This window comes from Thioclava sp. NG1 (assembly GCF_003122275.1).
Classification (GTDB): Bacteria; Pseudomonadota; Alphaproteobacteria; order Rhodobacterales; family Rhodobacteraceae; genus Thioclava; species Thioclava nitratireducens.
The window spans coordinates 190,776-207,572 of sequence record NZ_QFBB01000007.1 but is presented as its reverse complement, the minus strand read 5'-3'; the positions used below and the strand labels follow the sequence as shown (position 1 = coordinate 207,572).

Genomic DNA, 16,797 nt, shown 5'->3' with positions numbered 1-16,797 from the left:
ACAGTTATGAACTGGTTGACCGAAACCAAAATCCCCGTGGGCAAGACGGCCAAGATCGTGATCGACTGGCTGCAGGACCATGCAGCGCCGCTCTTCGACGCCCTCTCCGTCGCGCTGAAAGCGCTGATCGACGCAACGCTCTGGGTGCTGCAAGGCCCCCCGCCCCTTCTCGTGATCCTCGCCTTCGCGGTGATCGCCTACCTGCTGCAGCGCAGCTGGAAGATTTCCTTGCTGGTGATCGTGGGCTTCCTGTTCATCCTCAATCAGGACTACTGGGAAGAGACGACCGAGAGCCTCACCCTCGTGATCGCCGCCTGCGTGGTCTGCATGGGGATCGGGGTGCCGATCGGCATCGCCGCCGCCCATCGCCCACGGCTGTATTCAGTGCTGCAACCGGTCTTGGACCTGATGCAGACGCTGCCGGCCTTCGTCTACCTGATCCCGGCAATCGTCTTCTTCGGCATCGGCATGGTGCCCGGCCTGATCGCGACCGTGATTTTCGTTCTGCCCGCGCCAATCCGTCTGACCCATCTGGGCGTCTCCTCAACGCCGGACACGCTGACCGAGGCCGCCCAATCTTTCGGCGCAACCAAGAGCCAGCTTCTGTGGAAAGTCGAGCTGCCCTACGCCACACCGCAGATCATGGCGGGTCTGAACCAGACGATCATGCTCTCGCTGTCGATGGTCGTGGTGGCCGCGCTCGTCGGCGCTGACGGGCTTGGCGTGCCGGTCGTGCGCGCACTGAACACCGTGAACACGGCACTCGGCTTCGAATCCGGCTTCGTGATCGTCGTCGTCGCCATCATCCTTGACCGCATGCTGCGCCGCGGAGGTTCGAAATGACCCAGACCAAAGCCAAAACCGCCGTCAAATTCGACAATGTCTCCATCGTCTTCGGCGATCGCCCGCAAGAGGCCCTGCCCTTGATGGACGAAGGGCTCTCGCGCCCCGAGATCCAGGAGCGCACCGATCAGGTTCTGGGCGTGCATGACTGCTCGGTCGAGGTACCCGAGGGCGAGATTCTCGTGCTGATGGGCCTCTCGGGCTCCGGCAAATCGACGCTGTTGCGCGCGGTGAACGGACTCAACCCGGTCGTGCGCGGGCAGGTCGAGGTGCATGACGGCGAGCGTCTCGTCGATGTCACCCACGCCGATCCCGCGACTTTACGCAAAATGCGCCTCAACAAGATCGCAATGGTCTTCCAGCAATTTGGCCTGCTGCCCTGGCGTACCGTGCGCGAGAATGTCGGCCTCGGCCTCGAACTCGCCGGCATGAGCAAGGCGGAACGCCGCAAGAAGGTCGACACCCAGTTGGAACTGGTGGGTCTGTCGGACTGGGCCGACCGTCAGGTGGCAGAGCTTTCGGGCGGCATGCAGCAGCGCGTGGGCCTCGCCCGGGCATTCGCCACCGACGCGCCGATCCTGCTGATGGACGAGCCCTTCTCGGCGCTCGACCCGCTGATCCGCACCAAGCTGCAGGACGAGTTGCTGGAGCTGCAGACCAAGCTCAAGCGCACGATCATCTTCGTCAGCCACGACCTCGACGAGGCGTTCAAGATCGGCAACCGGATCGCGCTGATGGAAGGCGGGCGGATCGTGCAATGCGGCACGGCACGCGACATCATCGCCAAACCGGCGAACGGCTATGTGGCCGATTTCGTGGCCCATATGAACCCGCTCGGCGTGCTGACCGCCGAGGATATCGCCGATCCCGTCGGCACGCCGACCGGCGATGCCACGGGTGAACCGATGCCCGCCGACGCCCCCGTGCGCGACGTGATGGAGCGGCTGCGCCACGAGCCTGCCGTCCCGCTCACCGATGGCCGCGTCGTGACCCGCGAAGGCGTCATCACGCGGCTCATCGACCCCCAGCGCAGCGCCGAGGCGAGCTGAGGGACGCTTCGCGGAGGATATTTTGACCAAGCCGAAACCAAGGCGCGCGCGCCCCTTCGGCTTGGCTCAAATATCCCCGCCGGAGGCATCCGACATTTGCAGAAAAGTGCGGCGCTGTCAGATCTTGGTGGCCGGCGGAGGCGGCGTCACCCGGCGCTTGAGCTGCGCCTCGCGGATGGTCATGTAGCTCACCGCGCCGATGATGATCGCACCGCCCAGGATCACGTAAGGGTCCGGACGCTCGCCGAAAATCGTCCAGCCCGCAATCGCCGCCCAGACCAGTTGCAGGAAGATCACCGGCTGCGTCACCGTCACGGGCGCCGCGGCGAAGGCCCGCGTCATGCAGTAATGCCCGCCGGTGGCGAAGACCGCGACCGCGCCCAGCCAGAGCGTCTCGGACAGCGTGATCGGCTCCCATTTCCAGATCGCCACCGGAGCGAGCGCGACGGTCACTACCAGCGTCATCATCGCGACCACCGTGCCCGCGGGCACGTAATCGGTCAGCCGCTTCGCCGCGAGATAGGCGCCGCCAAAGAACAGCGCCGCGCCAAGCTGGGCGATATGGCCGGGCTCGATCGCGCGCATCCCCGGGCGCAGGATGATCAGCGCCCCGATCAGCGCGACGATCACCGCCGTCACGCGCCGCCACGCCAGCCCCTCGCCCAACAGGAGCGCACCGCCCACCGTCACCACGATCGGGTTGAGGTAGTTGATCGCGGTGACATCGGCGATCGGGATATTGCTCATCGCGAAGAACCACAGCCCCACCGCCACCGCGTGCAGCGCCCCGCGCACACCGAACAGCGCCCAGACCTGCGGCGGGAAGTTCTGGCGCAGGATGCGGGCCAGTGCCGGCGCGAAGAAGATCAGCCCCCAGGTGAAGCGCACGAAGGCCGATTGCGCGGCGGGTACCTGATCGCCCAGCCAGTGGACGATGATATTCACCATGACGAAACAGGCGGTGGTGGCGAGCATCCACAGGATGCCGATCAGCGGTTTGTTAGGTTTGTCTTGCGCGGTCATGGCTCTCTTGGACGCTGGATCGGCACCGCGCGCAAGGGGCGGTTTTGTGTCGGTTATAATCCGCCCGCGGCGAGCTTCCAGGCGATCGAACCCATCAGCAGCCCAATCAGCGCATCAAGCACGCGCCAGGCGCTCTCCTTGGCGAAAAGCGGCGCCAGCAGCCGCGCGCCATAGGCCAGCGCGAAGAAGAACACGAAGGAGGCCACGATCGCGCCGGTGGCGAAGCTGATCCGCGCGCCTGCGAACTGCGCCGAGACCGCGCCCAGAAGCACCACCGTATCGAGCCAGACATGGGGGTTCGCCCATGTGAAAGCGGCCACCGTCACGAGGACCGCGCGCAAGGACGGCGCGCTGCCCGCGCTCGGATCAAGATGCTCGCCGCCCCGGATCGCCGCCAAAGCGGAACGGATCGCATACCAGCTAAGAAAGGCGACACCGCCCCAGCGCAGCGCCTCGGCCAGCCATGGCAGTGCGGTGGACGCGGCGGCAAAGCCCGACACGCCAATGGCGATCAGCACCGCATCGGAGAGTGCGCAGAACAGCGCCACCGCCAAGACATGCTCGCGCCGCAGCCCCTGACGCAGCACGAAAGCGTTCTGCGCGCCGATCGCCACAATCAGCCCGAGCCCCAGTTTCAGCCCTGCCCAGAATGCCGCCAATTCCATCCGCCTCACCCCCAGTCTGCTCGGAGACGCTTCTCAGTGCCGGGGCGCGCGTATAAGTTCAACTTAATTAAACTAACTCTGTATAAGTAAAACTTATGTTCGACTATGCCGCGCTGGATGCGCTCGCCACCGTGATCGAGACCGGAAGCTTCGAGGCCGCGAGCGCACGGCTCGGGGTGTCGCAATCGGCCGTCTCGCAACGCGTCCGCCAGTTGGAGGAACGCATGGGCGCCGTTCTGGTGATCCGCGCCACGCCCTGCCGCGCGACCGAGGATGGGGCGCGGCTGATCGCCCATCTGCGCGAGGTGGCGCTTCTGGAGACCGAGCTGGCGCCCTCCGAGACCCCGCCGGTTCTGCGTATCGCCGTCAATGCCGACAGTCTCGCGACATGGGTGCTGCCCGCGCTGGCCGAGGTGGAGGGCGTGCGTTTCGATCTGGTGATCGACGATCAGGACCATTCGGCGGGGCTGTTGCGGCGCGGCGAGGTCGTGGGGGCGATCACCGCCGACGCGGGGCCGATCGCGGGCTGCGACAGCGTGAGCCTCGGGCGGCTGCGCTATATCGCGACGGCGAGCCCGGACTTCGTCGCGCGGTATTTTCCGAACCGGATCGACCGGCACAGCTTGCGCGCGGCCCCCGCCCTGCAGTTCAACGCGAAGGATCGCTTGCAGGATCGCTGGGCCTCGATGATCGCGGGCATGCCGATGGGGTTGCGGGCGCATCGTATCGGCTCGACCGAAGGCTTCGTAGAGGCCTGTCTGCGCGGCATGGGCTGGGGGCTGAACCCCGAGGCGCTGGTGCAGGCGCATCTGGAAAGCGGCGCGCTGGAACGGCTGGGCCCGGCGCCGATCGACGTGCCGCTCTACTGGCAAAGCGCGAGGCGGCTGAAAGCCCCGCTCGCGCCGCTGACCAAAGCGTTGCGGAAGGCGGCGAAGGTGGTGTTGTTGTAAGAGGTCGGGAACAGGGCGTCGCGCGCGACTTGTTCCGGTCTGAGCGGCTCCCCGGGCTGAGCGCGCATTGCCCGCGGCCTGCGCGGCGCGCATAGTGACGCATGTCCCGCAGGCCCGTCAGGAGGAGAGACACCCATGGAGCTACCCGATTTCATTCAGGCCTTCCCCGCCCTCGATCTGCCGTTTCCCGAAGATCAGGTGCGCAGCCACGCGGTCCGCTCGGAGACGGGGCTGGTGGTGTTTCTGCACTTCCTCACCGATTTCGACCTTCCGGCCCATTCCCACAAGGGCCAGTGGGGCACCGTGATCGAAGGCGAGGCGGAGCTGACCATCGCAGGCGAGACCCGGGTCTATCGCCCCGGCGAGACCTACAACATCCCTTCGGGCGCGGAACATTCCGCGCGGCTCAAGGCCGGAACGAAAGTGATCGATGTCTTCGAAGAGGCCGATCGCTATCCGTTGAAGCGCTGAAGGAACGCGCTCAGACCCGGATTACGGAGACGCTCTGGTTGATCAGCGTTGCGGGCGCCTGCGATTCCATGAAGGCCACGTCATAGGCGTCGCGCCCCACCGCGACCAGCGCCATGTTCTCGGCCCCGCACATGCCGGTCGCATCGACCATATGCCACGCGCCATCGAGCCAGACCTCGGCCACGGCGTGGAAATCCTGCGGCCTCACGTCCGGCCCGTAGGATGAAGCCATCCGCGCCGGGATCTGCGCCGCACGCACCATCGCGCAGAACAGATGCGCGTAGTCGCGGCAAACCCCTGCCCGGCCCGCGAAAGTCTCGAGCACATTGGTGTCGCTGTCCGACGCGCCGGGCACGTAGGAGAGGTTCCTCTCGATCCAGTCGCGGATCGCGGCCACTTTCGCGCCGCCCTGCAGATCGCCGAAGCGCTTGCCCACGAAGGAGACGAACTTGTCAGACTGCACGTAGCGCGAGGGGCGGATATAGGGGGCGGCCTCGGCGGGCAGTTCGTGCAGCTGCGCGGCTCGCATCTGGCTGAGGTCGATCGCCGGGCGCGTGATGTCGATCAGCGCCTGATAATGCAGCGTCATCTGTGTGCCGACCCGGGCCCAGATCCGCTCGCCCACGCCGCAATCACCCGCGATCCGGTCGACGGTCGCATCACCGAGATTCATCGACGCGCTGACGATCTCCTGCCCCGGAGCATGCGCCGCTTCGAGCACCAGCGCGACCGTATTGGGCTGCGGGAACTGGTATTGCATCTGCACGTCGACGGAAATGCGCATGGCGGCTCCTTCTCTCGGGTTTCAGGTGGTGTCACTGGAATGGAGCGCGCCGCGTAACAGAGACACGTCGATGGGGAAAGGGGGGCGGAGAGGGTTTGGTTCCGGCGCAGGATGCGCCCGCAGCGAATTGCCTGTCGCAAGGGACGTATCGTGGTCGGAGCGACCGTCCGCCCTGCTCCGGATAAAATTAACGGCGGCCGCGCCGGGAAGGCACAGCCGCCGTTGAAGTCACGCCAGGTGCGTGCCGACTTACGCGTCGATCTTGACGAGTTCCACGTCGAAGGTCAGCGCCTTGCCGGCGAGCGGGTGGTTCGCGTCGAGGACGAGTTCCTTCTCGTTCGCCTCGGCGACGGTCACGTTCACGGTCTGGCCGTCCTGGGTCTGAACCTGAAGCTGAGTGCCCGGCTCGGTCGGGATGTCGTCGGGAATGTTCGCGCGGTCGACGGCCTGCATGCGCTCGGGGTGGTGCTCGCCATAGGCTTCTTCGGGCTCGACACGCACGGTGCGCTTTTCGCCCTCTTCCATGCCGGTCACGCCCTTGTCGAGGCCGGGAATGATCTGCCCCGAGCCGAGCGTGAAGGAGAGCGGCTCGCGGCCTTGCGAGCTGTCGAAGACGGAGCCGTCATCGAGCTTGCCGGTGTAATGCAGATGCAGGGTGTCGCCAGCCTTTGCCTGGGTCATGGTGATATCCTTTCGCGGGCAGATGAATTTGCCGAGGCCGCGGGGGTTCGCGGGTGCTCGGAGCGTCACGCGACAACGTGGGGGTTATGGCCCGGAATGTAAACCGGGGCACGGGAAAAGGCGCAATTTCACGCGTTTTTCATGCAAAAAGCGCCCCGGAGGGCGCTTTTTCCTATTTTTTCGGCGAAACGCGTTACAGCTGCGCTGCAACATCTTCGGGCACGTCGAAATTGGCGGTGACGGATTGCACGTCGTCATCGTCTTCGAGCGTGTCGATCAGCTTCATCAGCTTCTGGGCGGTCTCGAGATCGACCTCGGTGCGGTTCTGGGGCTTCCAGATCAACTTGGCCTCCTCGGCCTCGCCCAGCTCCTTCTCCAGCGCGTCGGAGACATCCGAGAGGTCTTCCATCGCGCAGTAGATCCAGTGGCCTTCCTCGTCGCTCTCGACGTCTTCGGCGCCCGCCTCGATCGCGGCCATCAGCACGGTCTCGGCATCGCCCACGGACGCGGGATAGATGATCTCGCCCATACGGTCGAACATGAAGGACACCGAACCGGTGGTGCCCAGATTGCCGCCGTTCTTGGTGAAGGTGGAGCGCACGTTCGACGCGGTGCGGTTGAGGTTGTCGGTCATCGCCTCGACGATCACCGCGATGCCCTCGGGGCCGTAGCCCTCGTAGCGGATTTCGGTATAGTCATCGCCGTCGCCCGCCTGCGATTTCTTGATCGCGCGGTCGATCACGTCTTTCGGCATCGACTGGGATTTGGCCGCTTTCACGGCGAGGCGCAGGCGCGGGTTCTTCTCGGGATCGGGGTCGCCCATCTTCGCGGCAACCGTGATCTCTTTCGAGAGCTTGGAAAACATCTTCGAGCGCGCCGCATCCTGCTTGCCCTTGCGGTGCTGGATGTTGGCCCATTTTGAGTGGCCTGCCATGGGTATCTCCGTTCGGAATAGTCGCGAAATCGACCCCGTATAGTGCGCAACGGGGGGATGATTCAAGATCGATGGATGCGGGCCGGCTCCGTGCCCGCCGGGGCGAGGTTACTGCGGCAGCTGGATCTGGCCCTCGCCGCGGGCATGCGGCGGCACGTCACGAGGCGTCTTGAAGTGCCAGCGCCGACCGGCCGCGTCTTTCAGCGTCACCTCGGCATAGGGCTGGAAAAGGTCCCCCACCCCGCTGCCCGCGAGATAGCTCGGCTCGAAGCGGGTCACTTGGTAGCGCATCGGATAGGGGCAATCCACAAGGTCGCCGGTATACTGGCCCGAGATATTGGCTTGGCAGTTTGTGCCGTCATTGAACGACACCTGCATCACCGTGCCCCGGAAGCTGATCTTGTCCGGCCAGGACGGTGCGCGGGTCCCCGGCCCCGGCACGCATGCGGCGAGCGCGAGCGGCGCGAGAAGCGACAGGGCGGCGAGACGAGCGGCAAAGCGCATGGGGGAACCTCCTCAGAAGGGCCAGATCAGCGGGATCAGCAGGCAGGCGGTCACCCCGGTCACGATATCCATCGGGATGCCGACGCGCAGGAAATCGGTGAACTTATAGCCACCGGGGCCATAGATCATCATATGGGTCTGATATCCTATCGGGGTCGCGAAAGCCACCGAGGCGGAGAACATCACAGCCACGGCGAAGGGCCGCGGATCGAGCCCGAGAGCGGCGGCCAGCGAGATCGCGATCGGGGTGTAGATCACCGCCACGGCGTTGTTCGACAGCAGCTCTGTCATGAACAGGCCGAGGAAATAGACCACGAACAGCGCAAGCTGCGGCGGCAGCATCTTCAGCAAGGGCGCCACGCCCGAGACGATCAGTTCGACTGCGCCGGAATGCTCGAGCCCCGCGCCGACCACGAGCATCGCGAAGATCAGTGCGAGCAGGCGGCCCTCGATGAAGGTGAAGGCCTCGTCGGTATCGATGCAGCGGCTGACGAGGATGCCCGCCACCGCCACCATCGCGAGCGCGAGGATTGGGGCCACGCCAAGCGCCGCGAAGATTACCACCGCACTCAAAGCACCCATCGCGAGCGGCAGATGCGAGCGGCGATAGGCGCGCGCCTGCGGTTTCGACACGTCCACAAGGTCCATATCAGAGGCCAGACGCGCGATATCCTCGGGCGCGCCTTCAAGCAGCAGCGTATCGCCCACCACCACAATCAGATCGTCGAGCTGGCGGCCGATATTCTGGTTCCGGCGGTGCGCGGCCAGCGTGTAGACGCCATAGCGGCGGCGCAGGCGCATGTCGCCCAGACGCTGCCCGATCATCCGGCAGCCGGGCGAGATCAGCACTTCCACCGTCTCGGTCTGCACAGAGGACAGCTTGTCGACCATGCGAAGGTCGCGGTTCTTCTGCATCCCGAGCAGTTCTTCCATCTCCGAGCGCAGCACGACGCGGTCGCCCGCCATCAGCTCGACCGAGGCCAGATCTCGGCGCAGCGAGGCATCGCCGCGCAGCACGTCGATCACCCGTACGCCCTCGCGCTTGAAAGTGTCGGCCTCCTGCACTTTCTCGCCGATCAAGCCGCTCTCCTCCGGGATCGCGACCTCGGTGAAATATTTCATCTTCGGCCGATCGCCGAGCATGAAGGACAGCGATTGCCGCTCGGGGATCAGTTTCGGCGCGAAGATCATCAGGAACGCCCCGCCGACGAGGCAGATCGCGAAGCCCAACGGCGCGATCTCGAAGATGGTGAAGGGCTCCATGCCGCGGCCGCGCACGACGCCGTCGACGAGGATGTTGGTCGAGGTACCGATCAGGGTGATCATGCCCCCCATCACCGTGACGTAGCTCAGTGGCATCAGCAGGCGCGACGGCGAGAGGTTCAGCTTGCGCGCGACCTGAATGAAGACCGGGATCATCACCGCAACGACCGGCGTGTTGTTCATCACCGCGCTGGCGAACATGGTGATCGCGAACATCAGAAGCACGGTGAGCTTCGGGTTCTGGTCGATCCGCGATTCCGCGTAGCGCGTCATCGCGTCGAGCGCGCCGGTGCGCACCAAGGCCCCCACGATCAGGAACATGAAGGCGATGGTCCAGGGCGCCGGGTTCGACAGGATGGCGGCCGCGTTCTCGTAGGGGACGAAGCCGAAGATCAGCATCAGCGCCGCGCCCGCGATCGCGGTGACCTCTGGCGGCCAAGTCTCGCGGACGAACATCGCGAACATCCAGCCCACGACGAGAAGGGCCGCGACTGCCGTCTCGGTGCCGGTGAAGGGCAGTTGGATCATGTCAGGCTCTCGCGAAGGCGCATCGGGCCGATACTATCGACACGCGATGCACGAGCAAGCGCGCTCTGCCCACAGCAAAGGAAATTTGCACGCAACGGCATGAGGTTCGGGCAAATCGGGACGCGAACGGCGCTCAGAGCGGCACCGATTGCGCGAGCCTGCCGCCGGTGCGCACCGCTTCGCAGCGGGTGGCGCGGCCGGTCTTGTCGTCGGTCTCGACATAGAAGCCGCAGAGCGTCACCGGACCGCGCGCCGGCGAGAAGCGTTCCTTCGACATGCCGGTCACGAAGCGCCGCATCGGTTCGGCCTTGGCCATGCCGATGACGGAGTCGTAATCGCCGCACATTCCCGCATCGCTGAGATAAGCCGTGCCCTTCTCTAGGATCTGCGCATCGCCCGTGGGGACATGGGTATGGGTGCCCACCACGACGCTCGCACGCCCGTCGCACCAATGGCCCATCGCCATCTTCTCCGACGTCGCCTCGCAATGCACATCCACCAGCGCGGCCTGCACCGCCCCGCCCAGCGGGTATCGTTTCAGTTCCGCCTCGATGGCCGAGAAGGGATCGTCGAAGGCGCGTTTCATGAACACGTTGCCCAGCACCTGCGCCACCAGCACCTTGCGCCCGCGCCGGTCCTGGAACACCCGCGCGCCCTTGCCCGGCGCTTCCTTGGCGTAGTTCACGGGGCGGATGATGCGCGGTTCGCTCTCGATGAAGCGCAACATGTCCTTCTGATCGAAGGCGTGATCGCCCAGCGTCACCACATCCGCGCCCGCATCCAGCAGAAGCTTCGCGTGATCGCCGGTCAGCCCCATGCCGCCCGAGGCGTTCTCGCCATTGACCACGACGAAATCGAGGCGCCACTCCTCGCGAAGTTTCGGCAGGGTTTCGGTGATCGCGGCGCGGCCCGCGCGGCCCATCACATCGCCTAGAAAGAGTATCTTCATGGCCCGATTAGATAGAGCGCGGCGCCAGCGAGAGCAATGGGCGGCGCGCATCGGCTGCATGATGATGATGACGATTTCTCATGCAGGCGCGTCGGTTGCGGGCTTTGCTCTGCCCCGCATGGGCCCTAGAACGAGGGGCAAGGAAAACGGGAGCGCGATATGACCGAAGACGTGCAGGTAATCTTCACCCCCTCTGGCAAGCGGGGGCGCGTGGCGCGTGGCACAAGAGTGCTCGCGGCGGCGCGCAAGCTGGGTGTCGATCTCGATTCCGTCTGCGGCGGGCGCGGCGTGTGCTCGAAATGCCAGTGCACGCCGTCCTTCGGCGATTTCCCCAAACTCGGCCTGCATGTGGAGCCCGGCGCGGTCAGCCCGATCAACGCGGTCGAGGAACGCTATGACCGGATTCGCGGGTTGAAACCGGGGCGGCGGCTGGGCTGCCAGACCGAAATCCTCGACGACGTGGTGATCGACGTGCCGCCCGAAAGTCAGGTGCACAAACAGGTCGTGCGCAAGGCGGCTTCCGAACGCGTGATGGAGATGGATCCGGCGACGCGCCCGGTCTATGTCGAAGTCGCGGAACCGGATATGCACCGCCCCGAGGGCGACCTGCAGCGGCTCTCGCAGGCCCTCGAAAAGCAGTGGCAGATCAAAGGCGTGCGCGCCGATCTTGATGTTCTGCGAATCCTTCAGCCCGCGCTTCGCAAGGCCGATTGGAAGGTCACCGTCGCGATCCACGATGCGGGCGACGGGCCGCGCGTGACGGGCATCTTCCCCGGCGTGCGCGAAGTGCCGCTGTATGGGCTGGCGATCGACCTCGGCTCGACCACGATTGCGGGGCATCTGGTCGCGCTCGATGACGGGCGGGTGCTGGCGAGCGCGGGCGTGATGAACCCGCAGATCCGCTTCGGAGAAGACCTGATGAGCCGGGTCTCCTACGTGATGATGAACCCCGGCGGCGATCAGGAAATGACCAACGCCGTGCGCGATGCGATGGGCGATCTAGCGCGGCAACTGGCGGAAGAGGCGAAGGTCGAGACGGGCGAAATCGTCGAGGCGGTCGTCGTCTGCAACCCGGTGATGCACCACCTGTTGCTGGGCATCGATCCGGTGGAGTTGGGTCAGGCGCCCTTTGCGCTGGCGACCTCGGAGAGCCTTGAATTCGCCGCACGCGAGATCGGCATCGAGGCCAGCCCCGGCGCGCGCGCCTATATCCTGCCGCTGATCGCGGGCCATGTCGGCGCGGATGCGGCGGCGGTGGCGCTGTCCGAGGCTCCGCAGAAGCGCGACGACCTGTCGCTGATCGTCGATGTCGGCACCAATGCCGAGATCATTCTCGGGAATAAACAACGGGTTCTGGCCTGTTCTTCACCCACCGGCCCGGCCTTCGAGGGCGCGCAAATCTCCAGCGGTCAGCGCGCCGCACCCGGCGCGATCGAGCGCATCGAGATCGACCCGGAGACCAAGGAGCCGCGCTTCAAGATCATCGGCAACGAGCACTGGTCGACCGATCCCGAATTCGGCACGCCCCGCATCACCGGCATCTGCGGCTCGGGCATCATCGAGGCCGTGGCCGAGATGCGGATGGCCGGGATCGTGGACACATCAGGGCTGATCGGTTCGGCCGAGCAGGTCGGTACCCCGCGCTGCGAGCCGAACGGGCGCACCCATGAATACGTGATCTACGACGGTGGTGAGGAAGGCCCGCGCATCACCGTCACCCAAGGCGACATCCGTGCGATCCAGCTGGCGAAATCCGCGCTCTACGCGGGCGCGCGTCTGCTGATGGACGAGATGGGCGTGGACACGGTCGACCGCGTGGTGCTCGCGGGGGCGTTCGGCGCGCATATCTCGCCCAAGCACGCGATGGTGCTGGGGATGATCCCGGATGCGCCGCTCGATCGTGTCACCTCGGCGGGCAACGCAGCGGGCACCGGCGCGCATATGGCGCTGTGCTCGGTGAAGGCGCGGCGCGAGATCGAGGCGCAGGTGCATCAGATCACCAAGGTCGAGACCGCGATCGAGCCGCGCTTCCAGGAGCATTTCGTGGCCGCGAACGCGCTGCCGCACGCCACCGCCCCCTTCCCCGAGCTGCGCAAGATTGCGCCGCTTCCGGAGGTCAGCTTCAACACCGGCGGCTCCGGCGAGGATGGCGGGCGCAGACGGCGCAGGCGCGGCTGAGGCGGGCCTGCGGGCCTCGCTTCTTAGCGCTGCGAGCGGCCCGATTTCGGGCCGGATCGGCTTGCACACGATTTCGTGATGAGACGTAAGTGATCGGCTCGCCCCCGGCGCGCCGTAACCCTCTTGCTTTGGCGGGGACAACCGTCGCTCAACAGGGAAGGAAAACCTATGTCCATGAAATTCCGCGCATTCGCCGCGTCGCTCACCGCAGCCGCAACCTTGGGCCTCGCCCTGCCCGCGCTGGCGAACCCGATGGTCGGTGGCGCGAAAATGTATGAGAGCAAGCCGATCGCGGCGAACGCTTCGGCCGCTCCGAACCTCACGACGCTCGTCGCAGCCGTGAAAGCCGCAGGGCTCGTCGACACGCTGGCGGGCCCCGGCCCGTTCACCGTCTTCGCGCCGACCAACGCGGCCTTCGACAAGCTGCCCGCGGGCACCGTGGACACGCTGGTGAAGCCGGAGAACAAGGAGATGCTGACGCATATCCTGACCTGCCACGTCGCCAAGGGCGTGATCACCGCCGAGAATATCATCGCGACCGTTCAGAAGGGTAACGGCATGGCCACGATCAAGACGCTCGGCGGCTGTGATCTGACCGCGATGGTCAAGGACGGCATGGTGATGCTTAAGGACCCGAAAGGCGATGTCGCGACGGTTCAGACCGCCGATGTGAAACAGAAGAACGGTATGGTCCACGTGATCGACACGGTGCTTCAGCCGAAGATGTAACTACCCCCCGCGCGCCTCGTCTCCCTTTTTTCGCGCGGCGCCTGGCGCCCGGTGAGCTGATCCTCGCCGGGCGCTTTTTCATGGGAGGGCGCGGGGCCCCGCGCGATCCCTCTTGACCGTGGCTTTCGGCTGGAATACCTCTGCGTTCGCACCATGCGGGTATGATGTAATGGTAGCCTGTCAGCTTCCCAAGCTGAACGCGCGGGTTCGATTCCCGCTACCCGCTCCACCCTCCCGAGACGATAAGCTGCTGTTTTGAATGCGCTATCCCCGCTCTACGGCGGAGAAGAGCTTTCGACTGTTTTGCTGACTGAGAAGCCAATTCAGGACATAAAACGACGGAAATTCCCGAAGAGTCCCGAAGAAACTCCCGAAGCGGATGGACCCCATGCGCCCGACCTACAAAACCAAGAGCTGGCCAGCCTACAGTAAGCCGGCGGCAGCGTCGCTGGGTTGAGCCTAACAGCGGTCGCGATGGTCGCGGGGCTCGCTGACGATCTGGTTTGACCCCGAGATGACCGAGGATGCCGTGCCGACAGGTCGACGTGGCCACCGGCAGACTGTCTGTCATGCCTGCACTGGCGCAGTTCTCAGTTTTGGAGATATTCTTCTCCGGAAAGCACTGAATTTCTTGACGTTGGTCCCTCCGAGTCCAGATTTTCAATGAAGAACCAAGAAGGAGCAGTTCGGTCGCATGGTGAAGAGCTTGTTCTCTCTCGGCGCCCTGTTTCTGGGTTCAGCGTTTTTGCTGTTCGCGGGCGGCGTCAATGCCTTGATCCTGCCTGTCCGCGGCGAGGCCGAAGGCTTCACGGCAGCGTCGCTCGGCCTGCTCGGGACAGGGTGGGCGATCGGGTATATCGCGGGGTGCTTGCGCACGCCTGCCCTCGTGGCACGTGTCGGCCACATCAGGGCATTTGGGGCCATGTGCGCAATTGCCGCCATTGCCGTTCTTATTTCTCTCATCCTTATCACACCATGGGTCTGGATCCCGGTGCGGGCGCTGTCCGGTTTCTGTTTTGCAGGAGCGGCAATGATCGTCGAAAGTTGGCTCAACGAGCGGACCGAGGCATCCTCGCGCGGTCGGGTGTTCGGCATCTATACGATGGTAAATCTTGCTGCGACGACGGCAGGCCAGATGGTGCTGACACTCGGGGATGCCAGCGGGTTTTTCTTCTTCGTTCTGGCCGCGATGGTTTACTGTCTGGCGCTTCTGCCGACAGCCATAAGCGCGACAACGACCCCGCGGCCGCTTACAAAGGTCTCGCTCAATCTGCGGGGACTTTGGAAAAATTCACCCATCGCAGTCTTTGCGGTGTTGATGGTCGGTGTCTCAAATGCTTCTTTCGGAACTTTGGCCGCCGTTTACGCGGCCCGGATCGGCCTGACGCTGGGCCATATTGCGTTGTTCGCCAGCATTCCGATTCTGGCAGGCGCTGCGATGCAAATCCCCGTCGGGATCGCCTCGGACCGTCTTGACAGAAGAAAAGTGCTGATCGGCATCACCGGCTTTGCCCTTGTTTCTGATGCGCTCTTTCTGGTCTCGGGCGCGACCACTCCAGCCGCTGTGCTTAGCCTTTCCGCTCTGTTTGGAGCGACGGTTTTTGCGATGTATCCCGTGATCGTGGCCCATGCAAACGACCACGCCGAGCCCGGAACATATATTCAGGTGAGCGGTGGTCTGTTGCTTGTGTTCGGGATCGGGTCGATCATCGGCCCTACGGTTGCCGGTATGTCGATGACCGCATTCGGGGCTCTCAGCCTGTTCGCTGTCACCGGCGCTGCACACATCCTTTTGTTTGCTTTCGCGGCCTACAGGCTAAGAAATGCTCCTGCCGTCTCCAGTGAAAACAAGGTGGCGTTCCAATCCAAACCGATGGCCCGCGCTTCGACACCTGAAACGGTCGCCCTCGGTGCTGATCAGGCCGAACTGGATGCGGACCAGCCCGAAGACGCTCCCCTCCCCATGGAATTGGCGCAACAGGACCCAAGAGAATGAACTCCGATTTTTTTGGCGACAATTGGCCTTGCAGATGTGGTGGTCGGCGGCGAACTCCTTGTGCGCGGTGCTGCTCCGTCCGCTCTGCATACGATGGAGGAATGGCCGGTCTCATGAAGCTGCAGCGCAGCGGTCTGACAAAGGCTGAGGGTCAGCTTTGGGCCGTTAACGAAGTGATGCAGGAATGGGCGGAAAACAGTCATTCGCTGCATTTGGTGCGAAAGTCCGCTAACGGCGTAGCGCGACGAGCAGGTGATCAAGGCTGAGAACGGGCCTGGGTCGGCACGCATCGTGAAGTCTCGATCCGTAGACGCGAGAGCTGTCAGTTCAAATTCAAAGCCGCGAAAACCAGCATTTCTGTTCACATGACATGCTGGTTCCTTGAGACTGTAAAAGGATCGAGCGCACAATAGTGTGCTGGTCGGAAAAATGACCGGCACACTCCTTTCCAGTGGTAAATGCTCTCAGACCGTGAAGGCTCTGCGGAAAGCCTCAAGTGCGACCTCATCATCGCCTTGCGCGAAGGCCTCCATGCCCACAGGACCCTGATACCCCATTTTCTGCAACGCCCTCGCCACACCGGCGTAGTTGATCTCGCCAGTGCCCGGCTCACAGCGACCCGGATTGTCCGCCACCTGAACCTCACCGATCCAAGGCAAACAGGCCTCACACCAGCGGATCACATCGCCTTCGCCAATCTGCGTGTGATAGAGGTCGAGATTGATCCGCAGCTGTGGTCGATTGACGGTCGAGACCAGCGCCAGAACATCCGCTGTCGCGCCGAACGGGCAGCCCGGATGGTCGATCGGGTTGAGGTTCTCGAGGGTGAAGACCACCCCCTCTTCTTCGGCCAGATCGCAAATCCTGTTCAGCGTATCGCAAGCACGCTGGAACATGCCCGGAGCGAAGCTCCCAGAGTGCGGGATCGGGAGACCGCCGTCCCCAAGACCCGTGCCATGCAGGTTGAGCCGGTCCACGCCAAGGCGCTTGCCGATCTGCGCAATCTCACGGGCCGAGCGTAACAGCATCTCGGCACCTTCGGGGTCACTCAACCGCCCCTGCAGATAGCCGTTCATGATCGTGTAATTCGCTCCCACCGCCTCGAGCTTGTCGAGATCGTGGTCGGGCCCGTTCCACAGCCCTACGCCGAAGCCCATCTCGGTGAGGCGCGCCGCGCGCCATTCGATCGGGCGGTCACTCCAGAGCATTTCTGCGCAGGCGGCCAGTTGAAACGGTTGTCCCATGGTTCT

Annotated in this window: 16 protein-coding genes and 1 tRNA gene; 8 read left to right on the top strand and 9 right to left on the bottom strand. The window is 64.4% G+C overall.

Annotation, left to right across the window (positions count from 1 at the left end):
* The first annotated feature begins 6 nt into the window (after positions 1–6).
* Positions 7–843 (top strand): choline ABC transporter permease subunit, encoded by an 837-nt coding sequence (gene choW, locus DEM26_RS14990; RefSeq protein ID WP_075775542.1) that lies wholly within the window; start codon positions 7–9, stop codon positions 841–843.
* Entirely contained in the window at positions 840–1,892 is a 1,053-nt protein-coding gene (gene choV / locus DEM26_RS14985) for a choline ABC transporter ATP-binding protein (protein WP_075775543.1), read from the top strand. Before choW ends, choV begins: the two co-directional genes overlap by 4 nt.
* 117 nt (positions 1,893–2,009) lie before the next feature.
* Here choV and DEM26_RS14980 read toward each other — a convergent pair whose 3' ends face one another.
* The gene (locus DEM26_RS14980) at positions 2,010–2,915 is read right to left on the bottom strand and encodes a DMT family transporter (protein WP_075775544.1); all 906 of its coding nucleotides are present in this window, start codon (positions 2,913–2,915) and stop codon (positions 2,010–2,012) included.
* Positions 2,916–2,968: 53 nt separating this feature from the next.
* On the bottom strand, positions 2,969–3,580 hold the full coding sequence (locus tag DEM26_RS14975) for a LysE/ArgO family amino acid transporter (protein WP_109172751.1): 612 nt from the start codon (positions 3,578–3,580) through the stop codon (positions 2,969–2,971).
* 95 nt (positions 3,581–3,675) lie between these two features.
* Here DEM26_RS14975 and DEM26_RS14970 point away from each other — a divergent pair, with 95 nt between their 5' ends.
* Positions 3,676–4,530: a LysR family transcriptional regulator ArgP gene (locus DEM26_RS14970; RefSeq protein WP_109172750.1), complete on the top strand. Its 855-nt coding sequence runs from the start codon at positions 3,676–3,678 to the stop codon at positions 4,528–4,530.
* Between the two features lie 135 nt (positions 4,531–4,665).
* Entirely contained in the window at positions 4,666–5,001 is a 336-nt protein-coding gene (locus DEM26_RS14965) for a cupin domain-containing protein (protein WP_088723585.1), read from the top strand.
* A gap of 10 nt (positions 5,002–5,011) precedes the next feature.
* Here the strand turns inward: DEM26_RS14965 and DEM26_RS14960 are convergent, their stop codons facing one another.
* The 6 genes from DEM26_RS14960 to DEM26_RS14935 all read right to left on the bottom strand — a co-directional run bounded on the left by DEM26_RS14960 (position 5,012) and on the right by DEM26_RS14935 (position 10,644).
* Positions 5,012–5,785 (bottom strand): transglutaminase-like domain-containing protein, encoded by a 774-nt coding sequence (locus DEM26_RS14960; RefSeq protein ID WP_109172749.1) that lies wholly within the window; start codon positions 5,783–5,785, stop codon positions 5,012–5,014.
* Positions 5,786–6,034: 249 nt separating this feature from the next.
* Positions 6,035–6,466: an FKBP-type peptidyl-prolyl cis-trans isomerase gene (locus DEM26_RS14955; protein ID WP_075775548.1), complete on the bottom strand. Its 432-nt coding sequence runs from the start codon at positions 6,464–6,466 to the stop codon at positions 6,035–6,037.
* A gap of 193 nt (positions 6,467–6,659) precedes the next feature.
* Positions 6,660–7,400, bottom strand: coding sequence for a YebC/PmpR family DNA-binding transcriptional regulator (locus DEM26_RS14950; protein WP_075775549.1), 741 nt, complete (start codon positions 7,398–7,400; stop codon positions 6,660–6,662).
* A 108-nt stretch (positions 7,401–7,508) separates the two neighbouring features.
* Positions 7,509–7,904, bottom strand: coding sequence for a hypothetical protein (locus DEM26_RS14945; RefSeq protein ID WP_088723584.1), 396 nt, complete (start codon positions 7,902–7,904; stop codon positions 7,509–7,511).
* Positions 7,905–7,916: 12 nt separating this feature from the next.
* Complete coding sequence (locus tag DEM26_RS14940; RefSeq protein WP_075775551.1) at positions 7,917–9,695, bottom strand: SLC13 family permease; 1,779 nt, start codon at positions 9,693–9,695, stop codon at positions 7,917–7,919.
* Positions 9,696–9,828: 133 nt separating this feature from the next.
* Positions 9,829–10,644, bottom strand: a complete 816-nt coding sequence (locus tag DEM26_RS14935; RefSeq protein ID WP_088720254.1) for a TIGR00282 family metallophosphoesterase — start codon at positions 10,642–10,644, stop codon at positions 9,829–9,831.
* A 159-nt stretch (positions 10,645–10,803) separates the two neighbouring features.
* Between DEM26_RS14935 and DEM26_RS14930 the strand changes: the two genes are divergently transcribed.
* From DEM26_RS14930 to DEM26_RS14915, 4 genes are all read left to right on the top strand, one after another.
* Positions 10,804–12,822 (top strand): ASKHA domain-containing protein, encoded by a 2,019-nt coding sequence (locus DEM26_RS14930; protein WP_088724916.1) that lies wholly within the window; start codon positions 10,804–10,806, stop codon positions 12,820–12,822.
* Positions 12,823–12,990: 168 nt separating this feature from the next.
* The gene (locus tag DEM26_RS14925) at positions 12,991–13,551 is read left to right on the top strand and encodes a fasciclin domain-containing protein (protein WP_088720252.1); all 561 of its coding nucleotides are present in this window, start codon (positions 12,991–12,993) and stop codon (positions 13,549–13,551) included.
* Positions 13,552–13,706: 155 nt separating this feature from the next.
* A tRNA-Gly gene (locus DEM26_RS14920) sits at positions 13,707–13,780 on the top strand.
* Positions 13,781–14,245: 465 nt separating this feature from the next.
* Positions 14,246–15,547, top strand: a complete 1,302-nt coding sequence (locus DEM26_RS14915) for an MFS transporter (protein WP_109172748.1) — start codon at positions 14,246–14,248, stop codon at positions 15,545–15,547.
* Between the two features lie 464 nt (positions 15,548–16,011).
* On the opposite strand, the gene DEM26_RS14910 is transcribed toward DEM26_RS14915, so the two are convergent.
* Positions 16,012–16,791 (bottom strand): TIM barrel protein, encoded by a 780-nt coding sequence (locus DEM26_RS14910; RefSeq protein ID WP_088720250.1) that lies wholly within the window; start codon positions 16,789–16,791, stop codon positions 16,012–16,014.
* Positions 16,792–16,797: the final 6 nt, after the last annotated feature.

Excerpts from the sequence above, each read along its gene's own strand:
- choW (WP_075775542.1), top strand. The coding sequence starts at position 7 with ATGAACTGGTTGACCGAAACCAAAATCCCCGTGGGCAAGACGGCCAAG.
- choV (WP_075775543.1), top strand. The coding sequence starts at position 840 with ATGACCCAGACCAAAGCCAAAACCGCCGTCAAATTCGACAATGTCTCC.
- DEM26_RS14980 (WP_075775544.1), bottom strand. The coding sequence starts at position 2,915 with ATGACCGCGCAAGACAAACCTAACAAACCGCTGATCGGCATCCTGTGG.
- DEM26_RS14975 (WP_109172751.1), bottom strand. The coding sequence starts at position 3,580 with ATGGAATTGGCGGCATTCTGGGCAGGGCTGAAACTGGGGCTCGGGCTG.
- DEM26_RS14970 (WP_109172750.1), top strand. The coding sequence starts at position 3,676 with ATGTTCGACTATGCCGCGCTGGATGCGCTCGCCACCGTGATCGAGACC.
- DEM26_RS14965 (WP_088723585.1), top strand. The coding sequence starts at position 4,666 with ATGGAGCTACCCGATTTCATTCAGGCCTTCCCCGCCCTCGATCTGCCG.
- DEM26_RS14960 (WP_109172749.1), bottom strand. The coding sequence starts at position 5,785 with ATGCGCATTTCCGTCGACGTGCAGATGCAATACCAGTTCCCGCAGCCC.
- DEM26_RS14955 (WP_075775548.1), bottom strand. The coding sequence starts at position 6,466 with ATGACCCAGGCAAAGGCTGGCGACACCCTGCATCTGCATTACACCGGC.
- DEM26_RS14950 (WP_075775549.1), bottom strand. The coding sequence starts at position 7,400 with ATGGCAGGCCACTCAAAATGGGCCAACATCCAGCACCGCAAGGGCAAG.
- DEM26_RS14945 (WP_088723584.1), bottom strand. The coding sequence starts at position 7,904 with ATGCGCTTTGCCGCTCGTCTCGCCGCCCTGTCGCTTCTCGCGCCGCTC.
- DEM26_RS14940 (WP_075775551.1), bottom strand. The coding sequence starts at position 9,695 with ATGATCCAACTGCCCTTCACCGGCACCGAGACGGCAGTCGCGGCCCTT.
- DEM26_RS14935 (WP_088720254.1), bottom strand. The coding sequence starts at position 10,644 with ATGAAGATACTCTTTCTAGGCGATGTGATGGGCCGCGCGGGCCGCGCC.
- DEM26_RS14930 (WP_088724916.1), top strand. The coding sequence starts at position 10,804 with ATGACCGAAGACGTGCAGGTAATCTTCACCCCCTCTGGCAAGCGGGGG.
- DEM26_RS14925 (WP_088720252.1), top strand. The coding sequence starts at position 12,991 with ATGTCCATGAAATTCCGCGCATTCGCCGCGTCGCTCACCGCAGCCGCA.
- DEM26_RS14915 (WP_109172748.1), top strand. The coding sequence starts at position 14,246 with ATGGTGAAGAGCTTGTTCTCTCTCGGCGCCCTGTTTCTGGGTTCAGCG.
- DEM26_RS14910 (WP_088720250.1), bottom strand. The coding sequence starts at position 16,791 with ATGGGACAACCGTTTCAACTGGCCGCCTGCGCAGAAATGCTCTGGAGT.